The 22191-nt window shown below is 59.9% G+C and carries 10 protein-coding genes; 6 read left to right on the top strand and 4 right to left on the bottom strand.

What is annotated here, in order from left to right; all coding sequences use genetic code 11:
- The coding region (locus FJ404_07435; protein MBM3822699.1) for a hypothetical protein at positions 1-209 on the bottom strand (209 nt) is incomplete at its 3' end.
- 634 nt (positions 210-843) lie between these two features.
- Between FJ404_07435 and lysS the strand changes: the two genes are divergently transcribed.
- The 4 genes from lysS to FJ404_07415 all read left to right on the top strand — a co-directional run bounded on the left by lysS (position 844) and on the right by FJ404_07415 (position 7440).
- Positions 844-2724, top strand: coding sequence for a lysine--tRNA ligase (lysS, locus tag FJ404_07430; protein ID MBM3822698.1), 1881 nt, complete (start codon positions 844-846; stop codon positions 2722-2724).
- Between the two features lie 48 nt (positions 2725-2772).
- Positions 2773-4008 carry a DEAD/DEAH box helicase gene (locus tag FJ404_07425; protein MBM3822697.1) on the top strand — a complete coding sequence of 412 codons (1236 nt, stop codon included), beginning with the start codon at positions 2773-2775 and terminating at the stop codon, positions 4006-4008.
- A gap of 11 nt (positions 4009-4019) precedes the next feature.
- Positions 4020-5165 (top strand): tRNA guanosine(34) transglycosylase Tgt, encoded by a 1146-nt coding sequence (gene tgt, locus FJ404_07420; protein ID MBM3822696.1) that lies wholly within the window; start codon positions 4020-4022, stop codon positions 5163-5165.
- Between the two features lie 484 nt (positions 5166-5649).
- A complete protein-coding gene (locus FJ404_07415) occupies positions 5650-7440 on the top strand; it encodes an RluA family pseudouridine synthase (GenBank protein ID MBM3822695.1) in 1791 nt (596 codons plus the stop codon).
- Positions 7441-7509: 69 nt separating this feature from the next.
- Here FJ404_07415 and FJ404_07410 read toward each other — a convergent pair whose 3' ends face one another.
- On the bottom strand, positions 7510-10791 hold the full coding sequence (locus tag FJ404_07410) for a hypothetical protein (GenBank protein MBM3822694.1): 3282 nt from the start codon (positions 10789-10791) through the stop codon (positions 7510-7512).
- Positions 10792-11455: 664 nt separating this feature from the next.
- On the opposite strand from FJ404_07410, the gene FJ404_07405 reads away from it, so the two are divergent.
- Complete coding sequence (locus tag FJ404_07405; GenBank protein MBM3822693.1) at positions 11456-12121, top strand: hypothetical protein; 666 nt, start codon at positions 11456-11458, stop codon at positions 12119-12121.
- Positions 12122-12926: 805 nt separating this feature from the next.
- Here the strand turns inward: FJ404_07405 and FJ404_07400 are convergent.
- Both FJ404_07400 and FJ404_07395 read right to left on the bottom strand, forming a co-directional pair.
- Positions 12927-15425, bottom strand: a complete 2499-nt coding sequence (locus FJ404_07400) for a hypothetical protein (GenBank protein ID MBM3822692.1) — start codon at positions 15423-15425, stop codon at positions 12927-12929.
- A 1066-nt stretch (positions 15426-16491) separates the two neighbouring features.
- Positions 16492-18885 (bottom strand): DUF1592 domain-containing protein, encoded by a 2394-nt coding sequence (locus FJ404_07395; GenBank protein ID MBM3822691.1) that lies wholly within the window; start codon positions 18883-18885, stop codon positions 16492-16494.
- Positions 18886-19274: 389 nt separating this feature from the next.
- On the opposite strand from FJ404_07395, the gene FJ404_07390 reads away from it, so the two are divergent.
- Positions 19275-22133 carry a hypothetical protein gene (locus tag FJ404_07390; protein MBM3822690.1) on the top strand — a complete coding sequence of 953 codons (2859 nt, stop codon included), beginning with the start codon at positions 19275-19277 and terminating at the stop codon, positions 22131-22133.
- Positions 22134-22191 lie beyond the last annotated feature (58 nt).

Below are 22191 nucleotides of genomic sequence, written 5' to 3'. Positions count from 1 at the left end.
TGGTTGGACATCACACAGTAAGTCAGGACTCTAACCCCGCAGAACGCTTCATATTCGCGCAGGATGGTCACGAACTTATCCTTTTCGGCCTCCTGGAACTTCCACTGTCGATCCACCACTCGGGACACACAATGGTAATACCCGGCTTCCCGATCCGCCGGAACCTTCATCCTCGCCTGTCTCATGGGCAATCCATACTGAGTCAACAAATTGAAATCAAGCTTTTCCGGCAATATGTCTGTCCCTAAGTTTGATGCGGGCAGGAGCAACACTGCCAACTGCAGACGCTGCGGTGGCGGCTGTTCACCAAGGCCGCAGTGTGGAGCCGGGCTCAGGGCAAACCGACCCTCAAACTGGCGATCCGAAGGCCCGATCAAAGGGCGTGGTGGCTGGAAATATTGGCCAAACTGATGGCTCCTCCCAACTGGAATGCAGTTGAGTCCGTGGCCGCATCAGCATCGTTCCATCCAGCCAAAAACGCATTAAAGAAACCAATTCCAACTGAATCGTTGCGGCTTAGCTTTGTCCCGGAATTCAGGATCTTCTTCAGATCTGGTAACTGCCTGCCTGGGCGACCCGCCTCAGGCGGAACTTCGGCCCCACCGGAATGGCTGCCCACTGCCGCCAGGAGTCTTTCCTCCCACATACTTTCAAAATGTCTGTCCCTTTTACTTTCAAAATGTCTGTCCCTAAATTTGATGAGTATGGACGGGTAAACCCGGGCTTAGAAATCCACCCTCGCCTTCGCGTGACAAACGAGGCCAGACCTCGCTAGGCTGCGCGCCGCCCGAGGACTCCGATGCCGGGCGACTTTGCCAAAAAACTATTTGAAACTATCGCACCGTGGCCTCCAACCCCTTGATCGAAATTCGCAACGGCCGCCTCGCCAAGGCGGACGCCCTTCGCGCCCTTGGCCTCCAGCCCTACCCGTCCCGCAGCCGCCGCACTCACCTCACGCGGACCGTCCTTGACCAATTTGAGTCACTTCACGACACCACCGTCACCGTGGCGGGACGGCTGATGTCCTGGCGCAAACAGGGCGCCCTCGCCTTCGCTCACGTCCAGGATCAAACCGGCAAACTGCAACTCTTTCTTCGCCGCAACCTTGTCCTGCCCACCGACGCCGCCGAAGGGCGGCTTGGCTACGCCGAGTCAAACCTTCTCGATCTCGGCGACATCATCGAGGCCACCGGCAAGGTCATCCGAACGGAACGGGGTGAAATCTCCGTTCTGGTGGAATCCCTGCGACTTCTGACCAAGTCGTTGCGGCCCCTGCCGGACCAATGGTTTGGCCTCAAGGACCGGGAACAAGTGCTGCGCAAGCGCTATCTGGACACGATTCTGGAGCCGGCCTCCTTCGATCGATTTGGAGCGGCTTCAAGGATCGTGGCGGCGATTCGTTCCTTTCTGACCGGCCAAGGGTTCATGGAATTCCAAACTCCGGTCATCCAGCCGCAGTACGGCGGCGGCACAGCCAAGCCTTTCAAAACGCATGTCAATGCCCTGGGCTGCGACATGTACCTGGCCATCTCCCATGAACTCTACCTCAAGCGGCTCATCGTCGCGGGCTACGACAAGGTCTTTACCGTCGGTCGATACTTTCGCAACGAAGGCATCGACCGAAGCCATCATCCGGAATTCTCGATGGTCGAGACGATGACGGCCTACGAGAATTACGAATACAACATGAACCTCATCGAGGGCATGTTCCGCCACGTCGCGACCACCGTCTTCGGCAAGACCCAGTTCGAGATTCGCGGACATCCCATCGACTTCGGACAGCCCTGGCGCCGGGTCAGCATGCCGGACGCGGTCGTCGAGGCCACCGGCATCGATTTTCGGCAATGCACCTCGCCGGAAGAAGCCAACACCAGGCTGGCTTCGCTCGGTATTCAAGAGCCACAGCCCAGCATCGGTGAGGCTTTGGTGAAAGCCTTTGAAGTCACCGTCGAAAAAAACCTGATTCAACCCACCTTGGTTTACGGACATCCGATCGAGATTTCACCCCTCGCCAAGCCCATGGCCTCGGATCCGCGATTCGTCGAACGATTCGAGATTTTCATCGCCGGCATGGAATGCGGCGACAATTGGTCCGAACAAAACGACCCGGTTCACCTCCTGGAAACTTGGCGGAAATCCTATCGAGTCGAGGAACGCGACGCCGGCAAGTTCCACACGCTCGATTTCGACTTCATCGAAGCGCTCGAGTACGGCATGCCTCCCACGACCGGCATCGGGCCAGGCATCGAACGCATGATCATGATCTTCACGGGACAGGAGAACATCGACGACGTGCTCTTTTTCCCCATGATGCGCCCCTCGATTTCGCCGCTCAACGCCTCCATTTACGGGGTTCAGGAGAACACCCTGGCCCCGGTGGAGGACATGGCCCTTGGCGCCGACGATTTTCGCGCACTCTGCGAGGAAGGGTTGCTGAAACCCCATGCCCGCCATCTCGCCCTCAAGCCCCACTTGCGCGTCTGGAATCGGCCCGGCGGCAAAGGACCCCGGGTTTCGATCCACGCCGACATCGAGGGACTCCTGCCGGCGAGTGTGACTCGAGTCACCGGCCCCAGCCAGATCTGGGAAGCTCCGACGACGGACGCGGAGGTTCAAAAGTGGGCCGAGGAAACGATCGAACGCGAGTGGACAAGCCCTTTGCGCAAGCGATTCCCGGGTCTCGAACTCGCCGTCTCCCCGCCCACTTTGATGCATCAGAAATGATCTGCCGGGAGCCTTGCCCCCTGCGCCGACTCTCAGGTAGACTGCCGCATGTCGTTCACGAACCTCGGACTTTCCAAACCCGTCCTCGATGGCGTCAAGGCGATGGGATACACCGATCCCACCCCCATTCAATTGCGCGCCATCCCCATGCTGCTCGAGGGAAAAGACCTCATCGGCAGCGCCCAAACGGGGACGGGAAAGACCGCGGCCTTCGGCCTTCCCTTGCTGACGCTGCTGGGAGAAGCGCGCCAACAAATCAGGGTGCTGATCCTCGAACCCACCCGGGAACTCGCCGCCCAAGTCGAAACGGCGATCCGCGACTACGCCCGCTTCACCGATCTCAAAGTCGCCGTCGTGTTCGGAGGCGTCGGTTATGGACGCCAGCGTGAACAACTGAAGGAAGGGGTGGATATCCTGGTCGCCACACCCGGCCGGTTGCTGGACCACATGCAACAGGGCACCTGCCGCCTGGATCACGTGCAATTCCTGGTGCTCGACGAGGCGGACCGGATGCTGGACATGGGATTCCTGCCCGATGTGAAGCGCATTGTGCAGAAATGCCCCCGCAACCGGCAGACCATGCTTTTCTCGGCCACCGTTCCGCCGGCGATCGAGACCTTGATCCAATGGGCCATGCGGTCGCCGGAGACGATTGAGATCGGCGCGCGACGTTCCCCGGCCGAGACCGTCCGCCACGTCGTTTATCCCGTGTCCGACACACAGAAATCAGAGCTCTTGCTGGCCATTCTCGCCAAGGTCAACTACCACTCGGTCATCGTGTTCTGCCGCACCAAGGACAGAGCCGACCGCGTGTCCCACATGCTGCGCCGCCATCAGCATGCCGTGGCGGTATTGCACTCCAATCGAACTCAATCCGAGCGGGAACAAGCATTGCGAGGTTTCCGGGACGGAAAATTCGAAGTCCTGGTCGCCACTGACCTCGCGGCGCGCGGACTCGATATCGTCAGTGTCAGCCACGTCATCAACTATGACGTGCCCCAGCATCCGGAGGATTACGTGCATCGTATCGGGCGCACGGGTCGCGCTGAGAACGAGGGTGACGCCTTTACGCTGATGGTCGCGGAGGACAGCAAGCACGTGATCGCCATCGAACGCTTCATCAGCCAAAAAATCGAACGCATGCGGCTCGAGGGTTTCGACTATAAATACACGGCGTTGTTCGAGGAAGAAAAGCCCGGCGCGCAACCCCTGGCTTCCCGTCCCGTGCGCGGCGTGCGCATCAAAGGCGGCTATTTCTTCGGCCCCACCCGCCGTCGGCGCTGATTCCTCGCCCGATGTTTGAATTGCTGAAAAGGGACGCGTCCTCACGCGCCCGCCTCGGACGTCTCACCACCTCCCGGGGCGTCATCGAAACGCCGGTGTTCATGCCGGTCGGCACTCAAGCCAGTGTCAAGGCGCTCGACCCCCGCGAATTGGAGGAGATGGGCACGCAGATCATCCTGGGCAACACTTACCACCTCTCCATTCGTCCCGGCATGGACATCATCCAGCAAGCCGGCGGCCTCCATCGCTTCATGAATTGGACCAAGCCGATCCTGACCGACAGTGGCGGCTTCCAGGTCTTCAGCTTGGCCAAGATCCGCAAGATTCAGCCGCATGGTGTCGAGTTTCGATCGCATCTGGACGGCTCGCCGCTGTTCCTTGGCCCCAAAGAATCCATGGAGATTCAACGGCAATTGGGCTCTGACATCGCGATGGTATTCGACGAGTGTCCGCCCCATACCGCCACGCCTCGCGAAGTTCAAGCGGCCGTGGATCGAACCCTGCGTTGGGCGAAGGAATGCGCTGAGCAGCCACGCGCTCCCGGGCAGTTGGTATTCGGCATCGTCCAGGGCCTGGGACGTCCGGAAATGCGAGCCCATTGCGCGCGAGAGCTGGTGGCCATGGATTTCAATGGATACGCGATTGGCGGCGTCAGTGTGGGTGAACCCGAACCCGAAATTTACCGCGCGGTCGAAATCACCGAGCCGCATCTGCCTGAGAACAAACCCCGCTACGCCATGGGGTTGGGAACTCCCGCCCAACTAATCGAACTCGTCGCACGCGGTGTGGACATGTTTGATTGCGTGCTTCCGACGAGAGTGGCGCGGAATGGGACCGCGTTCACACGCCGGGGCAGCGTCAGTATCAAAGGGGGATTCAACAAAGCGGATTTCGGTCCTATCCAGGAAGGCTGCCCATGCTTTGCCTGCCGCCACTTCACCCGCGCTTATCTGCGCCATTTGCTCAACGTCGAGGAGATCCTTGGACTGCGCATGCTCAGCGTCCATAACAGTCACTTCTTCCTCCAGGTCATGGAGGAAATCCGCCTCCACCTCCAAGCCGGCACGTTCCAGGAATTCAGGGCCGAATTCGCGGCTCAATACGTGCCCACCCGGAAGGTCCTTGCCGCCCGCGGCGAGCCGGTGTCAGAGGAGTAGGTTCGCGGAAGCGCTGGGTTGGGGCGAGCCCAAGGGGGTGAAGTCCGGAAGGAACAGCGCATCCACAGGTTGCCGGTGATACGCGCGGCAGTGCCGATAGGAGTAGGGACGAGGGATAGAACCTCGCCTCTCCCTCCGGCGGCGGCGGTACTTTTATGTCGTTCACCGTTTCTTTCTGCTCCCGGTCGCTGGTCGCGCTCCGGGCGCTCCCGTCCTTGAGGAGGTTTAGGCGACGGGCGATGCATCGCGCGCAGGTTGTTCACGTGCGTGGTCCAAAGCGGTAGAGGGCTACCGCAGTCCAAGACGCTTCGCGACGGCGAGGCGGGTGGAGGCTCCGCCAGGTCTTGGAGTGCGCCAGTCCTCTGGCGCTTTTCCGATCTGTCCGCGCGCTGCGGCGGGTCTCCGACACAGCCGCACTCCCCAAAATAAGAATGGCTGCGAAATCGCCTGGCAGTATTCACTTGGACCCTTAACGTTCTTCTCCGTGGTCCGTTTTACCAATATCGCCGCCTACCGATTCACCCCGCTGCGGGATCTCGGCCCAAAACGAGGGCGGCTACTTGAACTATGTCGAAACCTCAAACTGCGCGGCACCATTCTTCTCAGCTCTGAAGGCATCAATCTTTTCGTCGCGGGAGAGCGCCCCGCCATTGATACCTTTCTCGCGGAACTCCGTTCGTGGCCCGGCCTGGAGAGTCTCGATCCCAAATTCAGCGAAAGCGATGACCATCCATTCCATCGCATGCTGGTTCGAATCAAAAAGGAGATCATCGCCTTCGGCATTGAGGGGATCGCTCCGGGAAGGCATACCTCTCCCAAGCTGCCGCCGCACAAACTCCTTGAGTGGCTGGACGAGGGCAAGCCTGTGGTGCTTCTCGACACTCGCAACGATTATGAGGTGAAACTTGGAACGTTCCGCAACGCGCTCACGCTCAATCTTCAGCATTTTCGCGATTTTCCAAAGGCCGTCCGCGAACTACCGCCCCCATTGAAGGAACAACCCATCGTCATGTTTTGCACCGGGGGCATCCGCTGTGAGAAGGCCGGCCCTTTCATGGAAAGCCAGGGCTTTAAGCAAATCTACCAACTCGAAGGTGGCATCCTCAAATATTTCGAGGAATGCGGCGCCCGTCATTACGAAGGCGAATGCTTCGTCTTCGATCAGCGCGTCGGCGTCGATCCCCAACTGCGTGAAACCGACTCCGCTCTGTGCTTCACCTGTCTCACCCCGCTCACGGCGCAGGAACAACAGGATCCGCGCTATCGGCCGGGTCATTCCTGTCCGCATTGCTTCCGCACTCCGGCCCAACAACTCGCGGAGACTTTGGCCCGCAGGCACGAGCGCATCCGCCAGGCTTCCAACCCCCTGCCTGGCAGCATCCCCTACGACAACGATCTTCCACTGACCATCCCGGAAGAGGCCGATGGCAAACCACTCCTCGACACGTTCACGGCCATCGTTCGCTCCCTCTCGCGAGAGCAATGGAAGACAGAGTTCCACCTCGGACGCATCCTGAACGCGGACAAGGATCCGGTTACCGCGGACCACGCCCCGCGAGCCGGCGAATACTTTTTCCGGCGCATTCCGAAAGTCACCGAACCATCCGTCAATGCCGACATCCGGATCTTGCATGAGGACGAGGCCTTGATCGTGGTGAACAAGCCGGCCCCCCTCCCGATGCACCCGGGCGGACGATTCAACCGCAACACGCTCCAGTATTTGCTCCACGCCGCTTACGATCCTGAACGCCCCCGGCCCGCCCATCGACTCGACGCCAACACGACCGGACTGGTGCTCCTTACGCGCACCCGTCATTTCGCGGCGCGACTGCAACCGCAGTTCGCCAAGGGCCAGGTCAGGAAACTTTATCTGGTCAAAGTGAGGGGCGTCCCCGCGCAAGACTGGTTCGAATGCGACGCGCCCATCAGCGCCGAACCCGGGGAGGCAGGTTCGCGCACGATCGACTGGAGCAACGGCCTTCCCTCCCGCACCCAATTCCGAGTTCTTCGCGGATTTCCCGACGGCACCACCCTGCTTGAAGCCAGCCCGCTGACGGGCCGCACGAACCAAATCAGGCTTCATCTCTGGCACCTCGGACTACCCGTGTGCGGCGACACGTTATATGGACCTCAGCGGGCGGGAGTAATGACCGCCGTGCTTGGCCTTTCAGATGCTCCGCTTTGCCTGCATGCTCGTTCGATCTCCTTCACGCATCCTTTAACCCGACAAGTCGTGGAATTCACCGCGGCCACCCCCGCCTGGGCGGACCCGTGATAAAAAGAGAAGCCGGGCCTTGCGACCCGGCTTCTTCGAATGATTGGAATCTAGCTGATCCGCTTCAAATCACTGTTTGGAGCGGAAGAACTTGGCAGGTCCGTCTGCGGTGGTTTCGTACGGACTTTTCGCGTTTTGCACCGGAGTGTACGGGCCTTCGACGTTGACCGCTTGCTCGAGGTTGCCCCCGCTGAACGTGACCGTGACCTTGCCCGCTGCGGCGCTGACGCCGAGTTTCGGCAGCGGGAACACCTTGCCCAGCAGATCCACTTCCGCGATCTGCATGCTGTTGGCGGCGGTGTTGTTCTTCACCTTTGGAATGGTGAGCCGATAGGCTGCGTATTTCACCGTGTTCGGGAAGCTAATCGTCACCGGAGTGAAACGTCCGGCAAAAGCCGGAACGTCGCCTTCCGAAATGAGGCTGAACGTGGTGCCGTCATTCGAACCTTCCAGTTTGTAGGCCGCCGGATCGCGCTCGGGCGCGTCGTTGGCCGAGACCAGGCGCAGCGCCGTGACGATGCTGGGGCCGGCGCTCGGAGTCACCGTCAGGCCCACGGGCGGATCGAACGGAGCCCCCGTGCTGTTGTCACCGCCGAAGTTCAGGTACTTCGTGCCGAAGTCATTGTCGATGGCGTTGACCACTTGCTCGCCGCCAGGTGATTTGTTCGCGGCGTGGCTGCTTTCGATCTTGTCTCCGGGCAGGGTGACTTCTTGCAGACCGCCAGGCGACACGAGTTGGATCGCGTTGATGGGGGCGCGCGGTGTCCCGCTGAAGCCGAAGCCAGCGGTGCGTCCGAGCACGGTGATGTTGGCCGAGGTGAGCCCTTTGAACACGATGTAGTTGCCCGCAGCGTGGCGGGCGGCGCCATTGGGATCTGTCCCGCCGATCAACGTGGCTTCGACGAAGTCGGAGCTGTTGGTGGGGGATTGAGCGCGGATCCACCCGGTCAGGGCTTTGCCGCTTTCAGTGTCCATGACGCGGTAAGCGCCGCCGCGACCGCCGACGCCGCCCAGGGCGTAGACATAGACATCGTAGCCGCCTTCGGTGAGCTTAGCCGGGATGCTGGCGATGCTGACGGTGGTGGTGGTGGCATTGCCGGTGTCAAGGTAACCGGTGGTCAGCTTGAGGTTGTTCTCGGTGAACTTGTTGTTTTCCTCACCACGTCCGGTGGAGGCCCAAGTGTTTCCGGACCTCCAGGTGACGGTGACGGAGGTGGGTTGGGCAGTTCCCTTGACATCCGCGACAATGCCGGTGGTGGCGCTGCCGGTGGCGGTCTTCAGGTTATTCCAGTTGGCTTGAGCCACGCTGGCGACGCCCGCGACGTCAGCCGCCGCGAGGGTGCCTTTGTTGTTTCCGTTGGCTTCTTCAGCGCCAAAGTTCAACCCGATGCCATACTCCGTGGAACTGGCGGGAATCAACGGTCCGCTGTGGATGCGGATGTTGTCCACGGCCGCGATTTCGGTCCACCACGTGGTGGCCGCCCGCACTTCGACAATCAGATCGGTGGCCCCGGCCGGAACGTCAAAGGTGAAATCCGCAAACTGTTTCGTCAGTTTTCGCGAGAATTTCTCCTTTTCATCGGCCAGCCAAGGCTGGACCGCGTTGGCAACTCCCCGGAAATTTCCGAGTTGCACCGCCGTGCTGTTGGCCCCGTTGGGATAGGCGTACACCTGGATGAAATCGCTCGTCTCGAAGTCCACTTGCGTGGCCGCCAATGCGACGGTTACTTTCACATTCGACTTGCCCGCCACATTCACGGGCTTGAGTTGAAGCGAGCGATAGGCCTGGCCATCGGGATAAGGCCACTTGTTCAAGCCCGATGCGCCAATGAAGCCGCGGCCTTCGAAACCGGTGAACGCGCCACCGTCGTAGAACTCCCCGCGCGGCGTGTCATCAGGTCCGTTCAGCAGCGTGATAAGTGGTTCCTGCACTTCCACATTCGGACCGGCCGCCTTGAAGGCATTTACGGAAGCCGAACCTTGGAGTTTCACCGGCGAGGTGCCCGCAGGATCGCCCAACACTTCCCAGAAACCAGAATCCAACGCATCGTCTGGAACCGGGGTCACGACGTTGGCCACCGAAAGTTCCACGTCCCCGCCGCCACTGGAGTTATAGGAGCGCAATTCGATGTCATAAACACCGGTGGCGCTGAAGTTCACATCCGCGTAAACAATTTGATGGCCATGCGGCCCGGTGTCTTCCAACACCTGATCCGCAATCGTGATACCGTTCTTGTCCTTGTCGACATAGAATCGAGCACCGTCATCGGACCCCACGGCGAAGCGGTAAGTTCCCGCGCGAGTCACATTAATCTTGCCCGTGATTTGCAAACCCCAGTTGCCGGCGTATCCGCCCGGAACCGGATTATCCCAAGTCCAATTGCCGGCGCTGCCATCACTGAAATCGATCTGCGCGACACTGCCCGCGGTCTTCTCGTTTTGCTTCGTCCCCGCAATGACACTATCGACGTCCGAGAGACGATTGATGGCGGGAGGAACGGTGCGGGAAACGGTGGCCAACTTGGTCACACCGGGAGGCAGAAATGAGCCGGTGAGCTCAAAGGTATGCTCGCCCGTGAAACCATCGAAGGACCCGGTCTTGCCACCCGCCGCCGGATGCCCCGCCGCGCCAATGGTCACTTTGCCGGGAGTGAAAGCGACACTCGATCCAATGCTCCCCACGAGCATGTCATCGAAGTCAGGGGCGTTGATCACAATGACCGGCTTGGGACTCAGCACAAACCGGCTGGGATTGCCGGCGGCCTGCGCATGGATGAACAAATCACCCACCACATCACGCTCGTCCGGAGTCGAGGCGAGGTCGTCATCGACCACCGTGTGACCCAGCGCGGTCAAACGATCCGCCAATCCTTGAGCGTTGGACGCCGCCGGAAAAATCAACACCCGCGCGCCTTTCTTTCCCTTGAGCAGCCAGTTCACGCTCGAATCCAGCACCTTCAAAAATTCTTCCGTGACCGCGCTGGCATCGTTGCCGCGCCACGACAGAATCATGCGCCGCGCGGGAATATCGGGATTACCCACGAAGGTGGTGTTGAAATTGTGATCCCAAAAAAGGGGCCCCTTCTGATCGAAATTATTCAGTTCGGATTGAATGCGGTCCACGTCATACACGGCCCTGCCCGTCATGGTGTAACGTGGGGGGGTCGCTTTCTCCCCGTCGTCGTTGAAACCTTCCTGATAGATCAATTGCGCCGTCGCGGTTTGAGCCAGGCATACGCCCAGGATTCCGGCAGCACCCAGCACTCGGCGGCGCGCCGCCAGACCCCGAGCCGCCATCAGCGATTGCAGATAACACTTCATAGTTGATTGATGGTTTGTGAACACACTCATCCCCTGAGACCCAAGTCATGTCTCCACAACAAAGCTGGAACTCCGAAGAACTGGTGAGTGCTTGGACTACAACCTTGAATCGATCGTTTGGCAAGCTTCAAAAAATGAGAAGGCCCCGGTCGCACACACGGTTTAAGCGACCAGGGCCTTGCTCTAAAGGAGGTCCACACCGGCACCCACCGGCAGACCAACATCGCCAGCCATTCGGCCAGCCGCATTTTCAGGAACAGGTTCTATGCCAAGTTTCCCAAAATGCGCGCCAATCCTTGCTCCAGTACCCTCGGCGTGCAAAGACACACCTCGGGCCATCGAAACTAGATTTGCGGGACGGCATCGGTTATAGGCCACTCTCATATCGAATCAAGCGAAATTTGCATGTTTGAAAAATCTCCGTGGAATCCTCAGTGGAGGGTTGGTCTCCCTCACCTCCGATCGAACTCGTCAACCATGAACGAATCCCCGCCCGGGGCGAACACTCCACGAACGCAGGCGAATTGGTTCTGAACACCGAAATCGACGCCGACTATTCCTGCGGGATGGCCGTCCAAGTGCCCGCGTTGCCCCCGCAAGCGAATAACGCCGCCAACGTCCCTCCTTCCAATCGAACCCTCCCAGTTTCCACTTCACTTTCTGCGCGGATCTGGGGAAGCATCGCCTCATCATCATGAGCCAAGCCCCTCAGAAATCCGGCCGCGGATGTGTCTTCTACGGTTGCCTCACGCTCCTCATCCTGGCCGTGCTCGGAAGCCTCGGTGCTTACTTCGGAGTCCGTTATGCCGTCAAATCCCTCGTCAACCGTTTCACCGACGATCACCCGGCCAGCATCCCCAAAGCCACCATCAGCGAGACGGATTGGACCTCGCTCCAACAGCGCCTGGCCCAATTCAACCAGGCGCTGGAGTCTGGCTCAGGCGGTGAAGATCTCGTGCTCACCCCGCTGGAAATCAACTCGCTCATCGCTCGTGAAAACGGACTCGCCTTCCTCAAAGACCGCGTCTTCGTCAATCTGGACGGCAGCGAGATCAAAGCCCGGCTCAGCATGCCCCTCGATGAACTCGGACTCAAAGGCCGTTACTTCAATGGTTCGGCCGGCATCAATCTCTCACTCGTAGATGGTGTCCTTTCCGCCACGCTCACGGCCGCGGAAGTCAAAGGGATGAACATTCCCGCCGAATTCATGGAGAAACTGAAGAAGGAGAATCTGGCCAAAGACGCCTACAAAGATCCCCGCAACGTCGAGCAAATCCGAAAGTTTCAAAGCATCGAGGTGAAAGACGGACGCATCACGATCAAAGCCCGCCCTCGTCAACCGGCGGCGGTTGAACGTTGAAGGCGGCGCCAGCTCGAAAACTTCCGGCCTGTTCCCGAGCCCGGAATTTCCGCCACGAGGCGGAACGGTGTTTTACGCTTAAAACGGCAATTGCCATTGTAAGCCAAAAACTCCGCCGGGCCGGGGTGCGCAATGGTGAGTAGCTTGAGCATCAAGTCAGTCGGGAGGTTCAATCCTTTGGCCACCGCCTTCTTCATCTAAATGGCTCTCCCGTCATAATTGTTTCCAGGGCGAATCCGCCACGGAATCGGCGATGCCTACGGCGACGGAATCCGGCCTTCAATCCCAAAGGGATTGTGTCCTCCAGCCCAAGGTTGCGAGGAACGAGCTACCTTGGGTCGCCGATGGGAAATGAATTCAACCGCAACGCGGTTGTGGCTTTGCCCCTGAAAATGGAAATACGATTTCGTCACAACCCCGTTGGGGTTGTTTTCCATTTGCGAACTGTGACCCCAGGTAGCTCGTTCCTCGCAACCTTGGGCTTCGGGACGGAATCCCGTTGGGATTCTTGAGGTGCTCAATATGTCTGTCCTTGAGTATTTTCCGGGTATTGACACCAGCGGCGCTGCCATCCCTCCAGGATGAACATGCTCGGGCGACCCGGTGGACCGGTGGTATCGTCGCTGGGCTCCTCCACCACCGGCCAAAGGCTGGCAAGCCTCCGGCTTGCGACCGAGCCGCTTCACGTCACTCTGGTCTCACATCCCTTCTTCATCCGTCCCGCATCTCCTGCTTGGGGTCAGGATGTCTGAGGCTAGGTGCTTGACCCTCCCGACTAACTTGATGCTTAAGTCAGTCGGGAGGTTCATTGCTTTCTCAACCGGAAGAAGCGCGCGCCCACACCCCTTGGCTGGGTGAAACGCACTTGGGTCCCTTCCCGGATCGCGGCATTCAGATTCACATTTTCCCAGGCTCCACTGCCCAGAGCGTTGGTGGATTCCAATGCCCAAGTTTCACCGGCCGATTCAGACCAATGCAAAGTCACCTGGCCGTCCGCGGAGGTGAGGGTCAAGGCCGGGGTTCCACCCGCGCCTTCCACCCGCACATTGAAGGTAAGCACCCGGCTCTCATTCTGATAGGCGTCTTCCACTTGCACTTCGATATCGAATTCGCCCGGATCGACCGGATCCATCTGCGCCTTCAACCCGGCCAACCCCGAAGCAGGAATCGTGATGGACTCCCCCGAGGGGAGATAATCCGCCAGCCATTGGCTTGGGTCAGCCCCCGCCCGTTTCTCGACGTAGTAAACCGGTTGCAAGGTTCCGCCCGGGGCCACCTCGATCCCGATCGGGGCCAAGGAACCGGATTCCCCATCCAGAACATCCACGATCTGAAGACTTCCCGCCGCTGCGCGTTCCGTGAGCAACACAACGAATTGAGACGCGTTCGGATCTCCATTGGGCGAATACAGCGCAAAGCTCACCAGGAGGGTCGCACCCGTATCGGCGAAAAAGGCTCCGAGCGGAGCTCTGCGCCCCGACGCATCCGACAATTGCGGAATCCGGGTATCCCACCAGAACTCGTACGTGCCCGCCCCGGCAATGCTCTGGCTCGCGACTTCCCCAAAATGAATGAACACATCCTGATTCGCTCCAGTCCCTCTCGCCACCAGGGCAGCTGTAAATTCGGTGGCGTCGGTTCCTTGCGTAATGGCAAAACGAATGTGAGCCGGGGAATTGGCTGATGCGGTCAACGTGGTCTCCATCACGTCCGGCACAGGCTGACCGGAATTCGAATCCAGCAACGAAACCGAGGGTGCCGTGGCGTCCCGTTGCTTGTTCTTGGCGATGTCATCCAGCAAACCAGGCCAGCTGGCACCATCCGACTTCGAGCTCGAAATGTCGAAGTAAGGGCTCCCTACACTCGATCCTGCGACCGGATAGTAAACGGACAAGGCGCTGGCACGTTCCTTCGAAGTGCCCATGATCTTCGCCACCACCGTCCGGTCCACGGCTTCGGCCAGTTCGCGCGCCGCCACCTTCAAGGCCGCCGGAGCGGTCGGCGCCGTTTCGATCAACCGCGCCAGTTCTCCCAAATCCACGAAATCCGTCGGCCGGCCAATCTCTCTCACATCCGCCACGCTGTACTCGGTCGCTTGCAACCGCAGCCGGGGAAGCCAGGTGTTGTCAAGGGTCGCTGAGGACCTCAAAGCGGAACCAAAACTTTGAAATTTCTGAGCCAGGTTCGGGTATTGAGTCAGGTCGTAGACGGCATGCGCCGCCAAGGCAAGATCCGAAGCTTTTCCCGGCTGCATGTGTTGTTCCCGCCACAATTCGACCTCGCGCCGGGCGAAATCGAGCGCCGAAACGGCCGGATTTTGCTTCAAATACTTCAGCGTCGGCCCGTAGTTCCAGCCGTCGCCATAGTCAATTTCTGGACAGGCGATGTAAACGTCCGTCAAAGGAACCATGTCTGGAAGCACTTCGATGCCGCCCATCAGGCAGGTGTCGAAGGCCACGAAATCGAGCTTCTTGACGCCCGCGGCGGCCATCGCTTGAGACACCGCATCTCGAATCTGCCCCGTTCGAAGGATGCTCTTTTGTTGCAGGGTGCTGTCCTGTGAATCACCACCGAAGCCGATCCACTGCCCGCCGTGATTCCACATCACCAAGCCGTAGCGTTGCGCGGGATATTTCGCGAATCCCCAGGCCAGAAATTCAGCCAAAACCTGCGGGTCGTCCATGTTCTTCGATTCCGGCATCCGCTCCAAGACTTGCGACGTAATCAGCCCCGGATCGGTGTCGGCGGTCACACGAAACCGGGTCACGCCGCCAGCCAGATTGGGCGGCAATCCTCGATTCGGCGCCACGGCGTCGAAGTCCGCTTGCACAATGATTTCGAATCCCGGACCACTCCCCGCCTCTTCCATCTCCTGGATGTCTTCGATCAAAGACTGGGAAAGATTATGATCCCCATGCCCGTACACCAGGATCGTCCAACCGGTGGCGGGAGGCGGCTCGCCTCCGCGCACGGTGACCTTCACGTCTCGTGGCTCGACCAGAATAATGGGCTGAGCAGCCGCTCGATGGATATCCAATCCCAGGGCGAAAACGACCAGGAAATAGGCCAAGTGACGCCACCCCGTCCAGTTACTTTTATTCATGCGCGGGATAGCCCAACAGATTCCACAATCAGGGTCCATCGAAGAATCGCCACGCTGCGCCACGCTGCGCCGCGCTGCGTTCAGTAGATGATCCAAAACCCTCCCGGAGCGGCCCCCGCGGCCACGGTTCCCCAGGCCGGCACACCGTCGCGATGCCATGGGTGGCCAATCGCTTTTCCTTCTTTTGAAAACCGTTGCCATACCGCGCGTCCGCCTTTGTTCCACCCGGTGCCTTCCGTCCACGCCAACAAGATTTGACCATCTTCCGCGACCGCGAGTGACGGATGCCGCATCTTGCCATCTCCTCGAGCAGGCTCAAGGAGTGGCGTGGCTTGACCCGATCGAATCCACCAACCTCGAGCTTGAATGCGACCGTCCTGCTCCCAAGCGGCCCACACATGGCTCGCACTGGTTTGCAATGAAGCAGAGCTCATTGGGCAGGCCGGGATGCGCCATGGCGCCAGATCACGCGTTCCCCACGGCCGCTCCTTTCCTCCATGCCAGACAAGCGTCATGTCGCGGTCCATGGAGTTCCTCGCGGTCCGGTAAGCCGCCAACAACGATCCATCCGGCAGCGCCAGAGCCTTCATCCCGCAGCAGGCGCAACTCCCCGCTCCTTTCGGCCCGATGGACTGTTCCTCCTCAAAGTTCGTCCCGTCGTCCCGTGAGAACGTTGCAAACAGTTCCCGAGCTTGTTCGCGATGCGCCTCGCCCGGACGTTGCCCATGCCACGCGACCCAAACGCGGCCCTGATCATCGGCCGCCACCGAGCCTCCTCCATCGAGAACACCCGAGATTTTCAGCAGGTTCCGTTCGGGTTCGAAGGCGGTGCGATCCGAGTTCAAACGAGAGTAAAGCATTGGACTTTCCGGCTTGCCACCCACCTGGGCTGGCACCGCTTTCCCGCTTCCCATCCAGGCCACATGCACCCGCCCCCCGCGGCCCATGGCGATCTGGCCGCCCCGGATCGTCCCGACTGCCATGGCGGATCCCTCCACGGAGTTCACCCGGATCGACGGTCGCCATTCGCTGTCGTCGGACCGCCTGAAGGTGTAACGCAGGTCGCCTCCTCGAGGATCGCCTGTAAAGTAGAGAAGGTGGATCGCTCCCGAGGCATCGCCCACTGCTTGCGGCTGAATGCCGCCGGCGGGCACGCGCAATTCAAGCTCCGGTTTCGATGGCGCGGCTTGCAGGTCCGCTCCCATCGCCACGAGGACCATGCTGGCAAAGCACTCCCCAATCCGCAGAAAAAGATGGCGGAGGTGTTTCAAGGTTGACTCGCCAGCCGCTTGGCCTCGCCTCGCCGCATCTGAAAAGGCACACTTTCCACGATGGCGGTGACCAAGACGTTGAACCTGTACTCCTGACCGTTCAATTTGCGGACAATTTCATCGATGGCGCATCGATCGTAGTGTTCCATCCCCCGGCCCAAGGCGAAGGTCAGCATGCGCTCTGCCAGGCAGCGCAGAAAATCATCCCGCTTGGTGCTGAGCAAAATTTTACGAAGTTCGGCGGGACCTTCAAACGCTTCGCCCGTCACCAATCTCCCACCCGCTTCGATGGCGAACGCGCCGTCCTTCCGGCGGAACGCGCCAATCGCGTCAAAGTTTTCAAAGCCAAACCCAATGGGATCCATCCGGGCGTGGCACGTCGCGCAGTTCGGATCCTCCCGATGCTGTTCCATCCGCTGCCGCAGGGTCCCCGACAGCACTTTCTCGTTCGCTTCACTGAGCTCAGGCACATTCGGTGGCGGTGGGGGCGGCGGGGTTCCAAGCAAATTCTCCAGAATCCACTTCCCGCGCTTCACGGGCGAAGTGCGCGTCGGATTCGAAGTGATGGTCAGAATGGAGCCCTGCGTCATCAAACCGCCCCGCCCTGTTCCTTCCAACGAGACTTTCTGAAATGCCTCGCCCGGCACCGGCGGTAATCCGTAGTGCCGCGCCAGCCGCGGAGTGACGAAGGTGTAATTCGCGTCCAAAAACTCCAGGACGCTTCGGTTCTCCCGCATCACGTGCTCGAAGAAGAGCTCCGTTTCCCGGCGCATGTCTTCCGCCAGCGTCTCGTCGTACTCGGAAAAAAGATCGGGATCCGGGCTTGCCACTTTGAGATTGCGAATCTGCAACCACTGGGTGGCAAACCCATCGACCAACGCCCTCGATCGCGGCGAAGCCAGCAGTCGGGCCACCTGCGCGGGGAGGTTCTTCCTCAATTTGCGGCGCTCGGCCAGCGCCGAGAGTTCGTCATCCGGCATGGTTCCCCACAGGAAATAAGAAAGCCGCGAAGCCAGCGCAAATTCGTCGATCGGCGCGGTGCGGTCCGGATTGTCCGGCTCGGGCTGCATTTCGCCTCGGAACAGAAACTGCGGAGAAACAAGCACGGCATGCAGGCTCAACCGCACGGCCGCCTCGAAGTTCTCGCCTTGCGCACGCCCCAGATCGTAAAGCTTCATCAACCGGTCCAGCTCCGCCTTGGCCACAGGCCGCCGAAAGGCCCGCTTGGCGAACGAGCCCACAATCTCCCTTGCCACCCCCGCGTGATTCTTCTTGCCGGGTTGTTTGAAGAAAATTCTCCGGTGTGAGTCGGGCAGCGGCACCGGCTTGGCATGATAAGGACCTTCGATTTCAACGTACTCCACCACCAGGTTCCGGTCCCTCTGCTTCGGATCCGTGGCGCGTTCGTTGACATAATTGTTCAAATACGCCGCCGCCACCTTTGCGTCCCCGGGCGGCCGTTTGACGCGGACTTCGAAAGTTTCGGGATTCGCCATCACCGCCGCGACTTCAAATCTCTGGACTTCCTCCCCGCCCACTTTGATCGCCATGCGCACCACCTCGGGTCCCGCTTGTTCCCCGTAGGCTCGCACCCTGATCACAAATTCACCCTCCGCCGGAAAACGGTGGCGCACAAACGCGTCTCCCTCGCGTCCCTGTCGAAATCCACCCGAACCCGTGAAATTCCCTCCCCCGCTCGATTCCAAATCCTGCGGCTCGACGCGCACCGTCTTCTTGACCGTCCAATCCTCGGTCACGATCGCGGCGTCCAAAACCTTCTCCGCTGCCGTCATGTATTTCTCGAGCAAGATCGGCGGCACCGACAAAACGTCCCCGATGTTGTCAAAGCCATAGCCGACGTCGTCGGAGGGAAAGTCATCGGCGGGACGAAAATCAACGCCCACCAAGTCGCGAATCGTGTGGTTGTACTCGGTCCGGTTCAATCGCCGGATCGTCACCCGTCCGGGATCCGGACGATCACAGTCTGCCTGAAAAACCTGGGCTTGAATCCAATGAATGGCTTGCTCCCGGGCCTCCAAGCCAGGCTGCTTTTCATCCTCGGGCGGCATCTCCCGGGAACGAAGCTGGCGAAGGACTTTCTCCCAGACCGGATGGTCGGAGGCGGGGATTTGGGCCATCCCCAGGTCATCCAGATTCAATCCTCCTTTTTTCTTTCCGTTGCCGTGGCACGCAAAGCAGTAATCTTTCAGGAAGGCCTGCGTTTGCACACTCGCGGCGTCCAACGAACCCGGTTTGGCAGGCTTCGGGGCGGCTCCCAGAACGGTCCAGGCGGCAATGAAAACTCCCCACCCGGCCGAACGGATCGCCCCGCCCCACACTCGGCGGGGACTCAAGCGTCGGCCCGTGCGGTTACAGACGACTGGATGCATAAATAAACCAAGCGATCAACCCCGAGCAGACCAAACCAATCAAGAAGGCCCATCTCAAAGTCTGATAATGATGTTTCCGATTACTCCGGGCCATGCCCGGGAGCAGATAATACCTGTTTTCTTCTTTGTTGCGTTTCGTCCAAAACATGCCTCGGAAAGGAACAACGCAACCATGGTTCGATCGAATCGAGGGTTGCAAGCCCGTTCCAATATACCACCCATCGCCCCGCATCCGCAATGACCAGATCGATCCAGGCTACATTTCACCCCTCGCATCCAGCGGCTCGCGTCAATTCCATTCCCACCCCAGGCAAACCCGCAAAAAATCGGCGCCTCGGCTTGCCCGGTCCGTCGCCATCGGTTAGAGCCAGACCCAGTCGCGCCTGTTCATGAGCCAACCCAATCCACCCGAACCCCCGAAGAAGCGTTACGTCCGCTCGGTCGGCCCGCGCCTTCGCTGGGTCCTGCTCAGCGTCTTCGGCCTCTGCGCCATCCTCACCGCCAACTCGCTCTACCTCTCCGCCATCACCTTCATGGAGTGGCTGCACCGGGCCGAGGGCGTCACCTACCAGAATTATTTCTATCAGATCATGTTCCTGGGTCATTTGATCCTTGGCCTGATCCTGGTGATTCCCTTTCTGATCTTCTCGGCCCTCCACATCAAGAATGCCTGGAACCGGCCCAACCGCCGCGCCGTCATGGTCGGCTATACCCTTTTCGGAGTCGGCCTCGCCGTCATCATCTCCGGCGTGCTCCTCATGCGGGTGGACGTCTTCCAGTTCAAGAACCTTGGACTGAAAGACCCCGCCGCGCGCTCCGCGGCTTACTGGGCCCACGTGCTGCTCCCCCTCGCCGCCGTCTGGCTTTACATTCTGCACCGCCTGGCCGGACCCAAGATCCGCTGGCAAACTGGCATCCGCATTGGAGGAGCCACCGCGGCCGTCGTGATCGGCATGGTGGCGATGCATGGCACACATCCCAAACGGAGCGAAATCGGCTCTGCCGAGGGCAAAAAGTATTTCGAACCCTCGCAGGCCCGCACGGCCTCGGGTCACTTCATTCCACCGGAAACGTTGATGATGGACCAGTATTGCATGAAATGCCACGAGGACGCCTACCACGGTTGGTTCCATAGCGCCCATCATTTCAGCTCCTTCAACAACAAACCCTATCTGTTCAGCATTCGCGAGACCCGCGCTGTCGCGCTCCAGCGTGATGGCAACGTCAAAGCCTCCCGTTGGTGCGCGGGTTGTCACGATCCTGTTCCCTTCCTGAGCGGAGCTTTTGATGACCCCCATTTCGACCTGGAAAAACACCCCACCTCCCAGGCCGGGATCACCTGCACCGCCTGTCACGCCATGACCCACGTGAACAGCACCCGTGGCAATGGCGATTACACGATCGAGGAACCCATCCATTACCCCTTTGCCTACAGCTCCAACGCCGTCCTCCAATACGTCAATCAGCAACTCGTCAAAGCCAAACCCGAATTCCACAAGAAAACGTTCCTCAAACCCTTCATGAAGACGGCCGAGTATTGCTCGGTCTGTCACAAGGTCGGCCTGCCCAAGGAGGTTAACAACTACAAGGAATTCCTGCGCGGCCAGAATCACTACGACTCCTACCTGCTCAGCGGCGTCTCCGGCATCAACGCCCGCAGCTTCTACTATCCCGAAAAGGCACGGTCGAACTGCGCCGACTGCCACATGCCTCTCCAGCCCTCCTCCGATTTCGGCGCCCAATACTTCAACGGCACGAACGTGCTCAGCATCCATAACCATCTCTTCCCCGCCGCCAACACCGGCATCGCGCATATTCGGGGCGAACCGGAAATCGTCAAAGCCCATCAAGCGTTTCTCAAAGAGACCGTTCGCGTCGATCTGTTCGGCCTGAAAGAAGGCGGCGCCATCGACGGCCCCCTCGTCGCCCCACTCCGCCCGTCCGTCCCCGTCCTCAAACCAGGCAAACGCTACCTGCTCGAAGTGGTGCTTCGCACGCTCAAGCTCGGCCACCCGCTCACCCAAGGCACCGTCGATTCGAATGAACTCTGGGCCGACGTCAAAATCGAAAGCGGCAACCGCATCGTCGGACGCAGCGGCGGACTCGGCCCCCATCTCGAAGTCGATCCGTGGTCCCATTTCGTCAACGTGTACATGCTCGACCGCGAGGGCAACCGCATCGACCGGCGCAACGCTCAAGACATTTTCACCCCGCTCTACAACCACCAAATCCCTCCCGGCGCCGCCCAAGTCGGCCACTTCGCTTTTACCGTCCCCGAGAACGCCACCGGCCCGCTCACCATCTCAGCCAAACTCGTTTACCGAAAATTCGACACCATCTATTACAATTACGTCTTTGGGAGTGGCTACACCAATGGCCAACCCTTCCAGAAAACCAACGATCTCCCCATCTCCGTTCTCGGCGAGGATCACATCACCTTCGCCGTCGAAGGGGGTCCCTCCGTCACCAACGCCCCCTCGGCCGCGCCGCTCTGGCAGCGATGGAACGATTACGGCATCGGACTCCTCCTGCAAGGGGACAAGGGAAGCGAGAAAGGCGAGCTCGTTCAAGCCGCCCAGGCCTTCGCCGAAGTCGAAAAGCTCGGACGCGCCGACGGCCCCCTCAACCTCGCCCGCGTCTTCTTCAAGGAAGGCCGCCTCGACGACGCCGTGCTGGCACTCCAGCGCGCCCATGACACCAACCGCTTCAATCCTCCCGGCCCCCGCTGGACCATTGCCTGGCTCAACGGCCTCGTGAACAAACAAAACGGTTTCCTCGACAAAGCCATCGCGGAATTCAAGAGCATCCTCCAGGATCGCTATCCCGAACTCGACAAGCGCGGATTCGACTTCAGCCGCGATTACGAAGTCATCAACGAACTCGGCCAGACTTTGGTCGAGCGCGCCAAAACGGAACGTGCCAATCCCGCCCGGCAGAAGGAATTCCTCGAGGCCGCCCGCGATCAATTCGATAAAACGCTCGCCCTCGATTCCGAAAACGTCACCGCCCATTACAACCTCGCCCTCATCCATAGCCAGTTGAACCAGGAAGCCAAAGCCACCGAACACCGCCGACTCCACGAACGCTACCGTGTCGATGACAACGCGCGTGATAAAGCCGTGGCAAACGCCCGCCGACGCGATCCAGCCGCCGACCACGCCGCACAAGCCATCGTCATTTACGACCTCCAGCGTCCCGGCGCCTTCGAACTCGCCCCCGCTTCTCCGCAAAACGCATCCACCCGCTAGCCGTTCCTCGTCCCCTCCTGTCGAGGAGTTCTTCACCCCCCCCCCCCCCCCAACCCGA

The organism is Verrucomicrobiota bacterium, from assembly GCA_016871495.1.
Taxonomy (GTDB): Bacteria; Verrucomicrobiota; Verrucomicrobiia; order Limisphaerales; family VHDF01; genus VHDF01.
The sequence above is the reverse complement of the archived record's forward strand: the minus strand, read 5'-3'. Positions and strand labels throughout refer to the sequence as shown.

Excerpts from the sequence above, each read along its gene's own strand:
- FJ404_07425 (MBM3822697.1), top strand. The coding sequence starts at position 2,773 with ATGTCGTTCACGAACCTCGGACTTTCCAAACCCGTCCTCGATGGCGTC.
- tgt (MBM3822696.1), top strand. The coding sequence starts at position 4,020 with ATGTTTGAATTGCTGAAAAGGGACGCGTCCTCACGCGCCCGCCTCGGA.
- FJ404_07410 (MBM3822694.1), bottom strand. The coding sequence starts at position 10,791 with ATGAGTGTGTTCACAAACCATCAATCAACTATGAAGTGTTATCTGCAA.
- FJ404_07405 (MBM3822693.1), top strand. The coding sequence starts at position 11,456 with ATGAGCCAAGCCCCTCAGAAATCCGGCCGCGGATGTGTCTTCTACGGT.
- FJ404_07400 (MBM3822692.1), bottom strand. The coding sequence starts at position 15,425 with ATGGCAACGGTTTTCAAAAGAAGGAAAAGCGATTGGCCACCCATGGCA.
- FJ404_07395 (MBM3822691.1), bottom strand. The coding sequence starts at position 18,885 with ATGCATCCAGTCGTCTGTAACCGCACGGGCCGACGCTTGAGTCCCCGC.
- FJ404_07390 (MBM3822690.1), top strand. The coding sequence starts at position 19,275 with ATGAGCCAACCCAATCCACCCGAACCCCCGAAGAAGCGTTACGTCCGC.